Genomic DNA, 5,724 nt, shown 5'->3' on the forward strand with positions numbered 1-5,724 from the left:
CCAGCCGTGATTACAACGAGCTACTTGATTTATGGCAAGGGTGGCGCCAAATTTCAAAGCCAATGCGCCCACTTTACGAGCAGCAAGTAACCCTTACAAACGAAGGGGCTAAAGAGCTAGGTTATGCTGATACCGGCGCAATGTGGCGCAGCAAGTACGATATGCCAGCCGATGACTTTACTACCGAGCTTGACCGCATTTGGGGGCAAGTAAAACCACTTTATAACTCACTGCATTGTCATGTACGCGCTAAATTAGGCGAAAAATACGGCACCGACAAAGTAGTTCAAGATGAGCCTATTCCTGCGCACTTATTAGGAAACATGTGGGCGCAAGCGTGGGGTAATATTTACGATGTGGTCGCGCCAGAAAACGCCGATCCGGGTTACGATGTTACCGAGCTATTAGCTAAAAATAATTACGACGAGCTAAAAATGGTTAAAGGTGCTGAAACCTTTTTTACCTCAATGGGGTTTGAGCCACTGCCAGAGACCTTTTACGAGCGTTCGTTATTTGTAAAACCAAAAGACAGAGACGTACAGTGTCATGCCTCTGCTTGGAATATAGATAGCAAAGACGATTTACGCATTAAAATGTGTATTCAACGCACCGGCGAAGAATTTTCTGTTATTCACCATGAGCTAGGCCACAACTTTTATCAGCGCGCTTATAATAAACAACCTTTATTTTATCAAGAAAGTGCCAACGATGGTTTTCACGAAGCCATTGGCGACACCATTGCTTTATCGGTTACACCCGGTTACTTAAAAGAGATTGGTTTACTCGAGCAAGTACCTGATGAGTCAAAAGACATTGGCTTACTAATGAAAATGGCGCTAGATAAAGTTGCCTTTGTGCCCTTTAGCTTAATGGTTGATCAATGGCGCTGGCAGGTATTTTCGGGCCAAGTAAAGCCACAAGATTATAATAAAGCGTGGTGGGAGCTACGTGAAAAATACCAAGGTGTTAAAGCGCCTATTGCACGTAGCGAAGATGACTTTGATCCAGGTGCTAAATACCACGTACCAGGCAACACCCCTTATACACGTTACTTTTTAGCACATATTTTACAGTTTGAATTTCACCGTAGCTTATGTGAAATAGCTGGTAACGATAAAGCCATTCACCGCTGCTCTATTTATAATTCAAAAGAAGCAGGGGATAAGCTAAACGCAATGCTAGAAATGGGCTCTTCTCGTCCATGGCAAGAAGCCCTTGAAACCATCACAGGCAAGCCGCAAATGGATGCAACCGCTATGCTTGATTACTTTGCACCGCTGCAACGCTATTTAGATGAGCAGAACAAAGACCGTAATTGCACCTGGTAAAACTTTTACCACGGTTAATTTAAGTCAAAAACAACAAAGCCCGCTAAAGTAGCGGGCTTTTATGCTTTTAATTAAGTACAGGGCTTAATTAAAACTGAAAACGCATGTTTGCAAAGTATGCATCGTTATCAGAGTCATCTGCATTGTTCTCGTAACCGACTTTAAGACCAATGTTTTTATTGATGAAGTGCTGAGCACCAAAGCTGTATGTATCTTGCTTGTTATAGTTAGCAAATACCGAGGTTGCTTTTGAGAAGTAGTAGTTAGTTTCTGCTACCCACTGGTTTTCTGCATCTTCAATGCTCTCGTATTTACCTTCAAACGTTAAAAAGTTACCTTGCTGTAAGTCAATAAAGTACTTAGCTGCAACAGCGCGGTAATCAAAGTCGTCATCAGATGTAAGTGTTACACCTACGTAGTCTGTGCTGTTTAGCATGTGATTGTATGCTAAATCAAACAAAGCAAAGTCATCGCCGTCTTTGTTTTCAACAAGCGTTACTTTTGCTAATAAATCAGGGTTAAAGAAGTAGCCACCAGTTAGCTTGTAAAGCTCACCGTTAGAGCCCGAATCTGGGTCAAGGTTTTCGTAAGATGCGCCAACAACAAATTCATTAATAAAGTATTCGCCACCAATGTTAGTAACATCACCAAAGTCGTCATCAGCATAACCGCCGTAAACGTTAGTTTGTTTATTAATGTACTCAAACTGATCGTACGGACCTAATGTTTTTTTAGGAGATAGGTAATAAATAGAGTCTACAGCAACAGTGTCGTTGTTATCGCTATCTTTGTAGCTTAAATTACTGATTGAATTGTAGCTGTCTGCAGCAGCCGCAGTGCTAGATAATAAAATGCTTGAAATAATAACTGCTAATTTTTTCATTGTAAGACTTCCCTTTGTGCATTGCTTTTTATGCTTTAGCTCATTGACTAAAGTGGGGACATGCTAACGCTGAGAAACTGAATGAAAACTTAATTAAGCAGTTGTATTTATTAAGTTAATTGTAAGTAGGTGTAAGAAACTGTAAATTTAAAGTAGTTGCAACATATAGTCAACAACTACTTAAAACATGTTCAGCAAACTAAAGCGCATGCTGACTTATTACACGATAAACTTCGTTAATATTATCGCCCGATTTAAACTCTTTACTAATAGGCGTTGGGTCTGAACCAATCCAAATTTTAAGCTCGGCATCTAAATCAAAGTGCCCAGCACTTTCTTTACTGAACTTAGTAATTTTAGAATAAGCAATACTCACCATTTCCATTTTAGAGCCGGTCATACCTTGCTTATCAATTAAAATTAAACGCTTATTAGTAAAAATAAACATATCGCGAATCACCTTATAGGCTTTTTCTACTTGTTCGCCATCTATTAGGGTATTGGCAAGTACTTTTTCTAAATCAGAATCATCTACTTCGCTTGCATTTCCCATTAAACCACTGAGTAGTCCCATTATGCTTTCTCCTGTGTAAATATTTGATTTTCTAAGGTGTGACCATTTACTAACTGCCTATATTGCCAGTTTTGTTGATGGCAAAAGTTTAATAAAGCAATATCAAGTGGCTCACCGGTTGGCTGGTACTCAATCACGTATTCTTTATGTTGGCTCATATACACACGGCTTACACCTGCTAACGCCTGCAGTTGTTGCTCCACATTTTGATACGCCTCGTTGAGCATTAAGGTATAAAAGTGAGTATGCGTATTGTTGTCTTTTGTTTGGTGCTCGCTCAAAATGCCCTTATCTAGGTGGAGCACTTGGGAGCATAATCGCTCAAGTTCGGTTAAATCGTGCGAACTTAAAATAAAGGTGGCTTCATCGCTTAAGCTCGATACCAGCTCTCGCACCTCTCTGGCATGAATAGGGTCAAGCCCTGCTGTGGCTTCATCAAGCATCACTATTTTCGGCGAGCCAATCAGCGCTTGCGCTATCGTAACCCGTTTGCGCATACCGTGAGATAAATCGCCTGCACGCTGTTTAGCGACTTCTTTTAAGCCTACCAAATCAAGTACGCGCAGCGCTTCATTGTGGCTTTGTTTAGCGCCCATGCCTTGAAGCTTGCCATAAAACGCCAGTTGCTTATCTATATTAAAACGCGGATCTAACTGCGCATCTTGCGGTAATGCACTCACTTGGTTGAACAACGCGGCACTACCAGGCTTATGCCCTAAAATACTGAGCTCACCGTGGCTTGGGTTAATATAGCCGCACAATAAACTAAATAATGTGGTTTTACCGGCGCCATTTGGGCCCACTAACGCCACAGGTACGCCTTTTTGAATTTCAAAGCTTACGTTGTTAAGTGCTTGCTTTGCGCCATACGATTTACTCAAGCCGCTGGCTTTTATTAATACGCTCATAGCGAACTCCTTGTAAATATTCGATGCGCAATCGCTATAAATACAGCGCTTTGAATAAGCGGCACACCTAAGGCACTCAATAAAGGTAGGTTTTGCCCAGCTAAAAGCTCAGAATTAACCCCTGGGAAAAGGTAATCGAGCGCATTTAGAGCCGGTACTTGCCACGCCAATATACCCACAATAATGCCGCCACCAGCAAAATATAAAATGGCTAACACAATTGCTAAACGCGACGAGCGAGCAAACGTGTTAATCAAACTCATTAATGCTACAAACGGGCTAAGTACCACCACCATTATTATAAATATAGAAACCGCACGGCTTAATCCACCCATTAATAGGCTAGGCTCTCTGTAGCCAAGTACGCCAAGGGTTGCCACTAGGGTAATAGCTAATAAACACGCTAACACGCCAAGCTGACCTAAAAAACGGCCAAATAAAATTTCAAACCGTGTAGAGCGCAATGATAAAAACCGTAATGTGCCGCGTTCTCTATCGCCAACGGTTTGATCGCTTGATATAAAAATAGCAAACAGCGGAAAGCTATACAAAGCGATTAGCCAGTACATAGCAAATTCGGCCTCAGGCCAATCAAGCAACTTACTTAAACCAATACTGCCTGAAATATCGCGTGCCATTTGTTCAAAATTGGGGGCACTAATAATGCTGACGGCTTGGCCTATCGGGTAGCGTAAAATAAGTAACCAAACAAGGGCAAAGGCGGCCATTGCAATTAAGCCGCGCTTGGTTAAAAACATACGTACTAGCTCAAAACCCGCTATTTGGGTTAATCGCCCTATGTTCACTAATGATGATGTTGCCATTGGCTTTCCTTAATGACGTTGCTCATGCTTTAAAATAAAGCGTAATGTAACAACAGTAAGTGTAAACACCTTGAATTACCAGCAAAAAAAAGCTCACCATAAGTGAGCTTTGTAACAAACCGTTTAAATGTAACAGGCCAAACTTTGTTTATTTAGCCTATTTTTATAAATGCTGTTGGTATACCTCAAGTGCTTGGCTTAAGTCATTAATTAAATCATCAATGTCTTCAAGGCCAATATGCAAGCGAATAACAGGGCCTAAATCCCAACCAGTGTTCGAACGTAAACCTTTCATGGTCAAATTGGCGGTGACTAAACTTTCAAAGCCGCCCCACGAAAAACCCATTTTAATGTGCTCAAGGCTATCTAAAAACGCATCAATGGCTTTTTGGTTTCCGGTTTTCATTACAAATGAAAACAACCCATTGCTGCCATTAAAGTCGCGCTTAAAAAATTCATGCCCAGGGCAGCTTTCAAATGCAGGATGGCGAATATGATCAACTAACTCATGTTGCTCAAGCCATTTTGCCACCTCTATAGCCGCCTTTTCGTGCTGATTTAAACGCACTGCCATAGTACGTAAGCCTCTAAGCGCTAAATAGGCATCATCTGCGCTGGTGCATTGCCCTAATAAGTACGACTGCTCACGTAGGGTTGGCCAGTACTTTTTATTTGCCACTGCTACACCCATCATTACATCAGAGTGGCCAACAATGTACTTAGTTGCTGCTTGAATACTAATATCTACACCGTGTTCAAGTGGGCGGTAATGCAAGCCATTGCCGTAGGTGTTATCAAGCATGGTCATAATATTATGCTCATTTGCTACTTTAACCATGGCAGGTACATCTTGTATTTCCATGGTTATAGAGCCAGGCGATTCTAAAAACAGCACTTTTGTGTTTGGCTGAATATACGCCTCAATACCTGCGCCAATTGTAGGTGGGTAATAAGTGGTGGTAACACCTAGACCCGCTAAAATTTTATCGCAAAAATCACGCGTAGGTTCATACACGTTATCAACCATTAAAATATGATCGCCCGCTTTTACAAACGACAATAACGCTTGGCTTATTGCCGCAGCGCCGCATGGGTAAAGTGCGCAGCCTTCGCCGCCTTCAAGCTCGGTTATTGCCTCTTGCAGTGCAAAATGTGTAGTTGTGCCGCGGCGGCCATAAAATAATGTTTTATCACCGCGGGTTTTAGC

The 5,724-nt window shown here is 41.7% G+C and carries 6 protein-coding genes; 1 reads left to right on the forward strand and 5 read right to left on the reverse strand.

The genetic code is table 11. The annotated features are described in order from the left end of the window. Positions 1-1,328 (forward strand): M2 family metallopeptidase (locus tag L650_RS0100545; protein WP_029771757.1); only part of this gene is annotated, 1,328 nt, incomplete at its 5' end. 88 nt (positions 1,329-1,416) lie between these two features. Here L650_RS0100545 and L650_RS0100550 read toward each other — a convergent pair. From L650_RS0100550 to metC, 5 genes are all read right to left on the reverse strand, one after another. After that, a complete protein-coding gene (locus L650_RS0100550; protein WP_004589517.1) occupies positions 1,417-2,211 on the reverse strand; it encodes a putative porin in 795 nt (264 codons plus the stop codon). A 199-nt stretch (positions 2,212-2,410) separates the two neighbouring features. Further along, positions 2,411-2,785, reverse strand: a complete 375-nt coding sequence (locus L650_RS0100555) for a PH domain-containing protein (protein ID WP_004589518.1) — start codon at positions 2,783-2,785, stop codon at positions 2,411-2,413. Next, on the reverse strand, positions 2,785-3,693 hold the full coding sequence (locus tag L650_RS0100560; RefSeq protein ID WP_029771759.1) for an ABC transporter ATP-binding protein: 909 nt from the start codon (positions 3,691-3,693) through the stop codon (positions 2,785-2,787). The genes L650_RS0100555 and L650_RS0100560 overlap by 1 nt, the downstream gene beginning before the upstream one ends. Beyond that, positions 3,690-4,517: an ABC transporter permease gene (locus L650_RS0100565; RefSeq protein ID WP_024033655.1), complete on the reverse strand. Its 828-nt coding sequence runs from the start codon at positions 4,515-4,517 to the stop codon at positions 3,690-3,692. The genes L650_RS0100560 and L650_RS0100565 overlap by 4 nt, the downstream gene beginning before the upstream one ends. Positions 4,518-4,680: 163 nt before the next feature. After that, positions 4,681-5,724: cystathionine beta-lyase (gene metC, locus L650_RS0100570; RefSeq protein ID WP_029771760.1), on the reverse strand; the 1,044-nt coding region annotated here is incomplete at its 5' end.

The organism is Pseudoalteromonas sp. TB51 (assembly GCF_000498055.1).
GTDB lineage: Bacteria > Pseudomonadota > Gammaproteobacteria > Enterobacterales > Alteromonadaceae > Pseudoalteromonas > Pseudoalteromonas atlantica.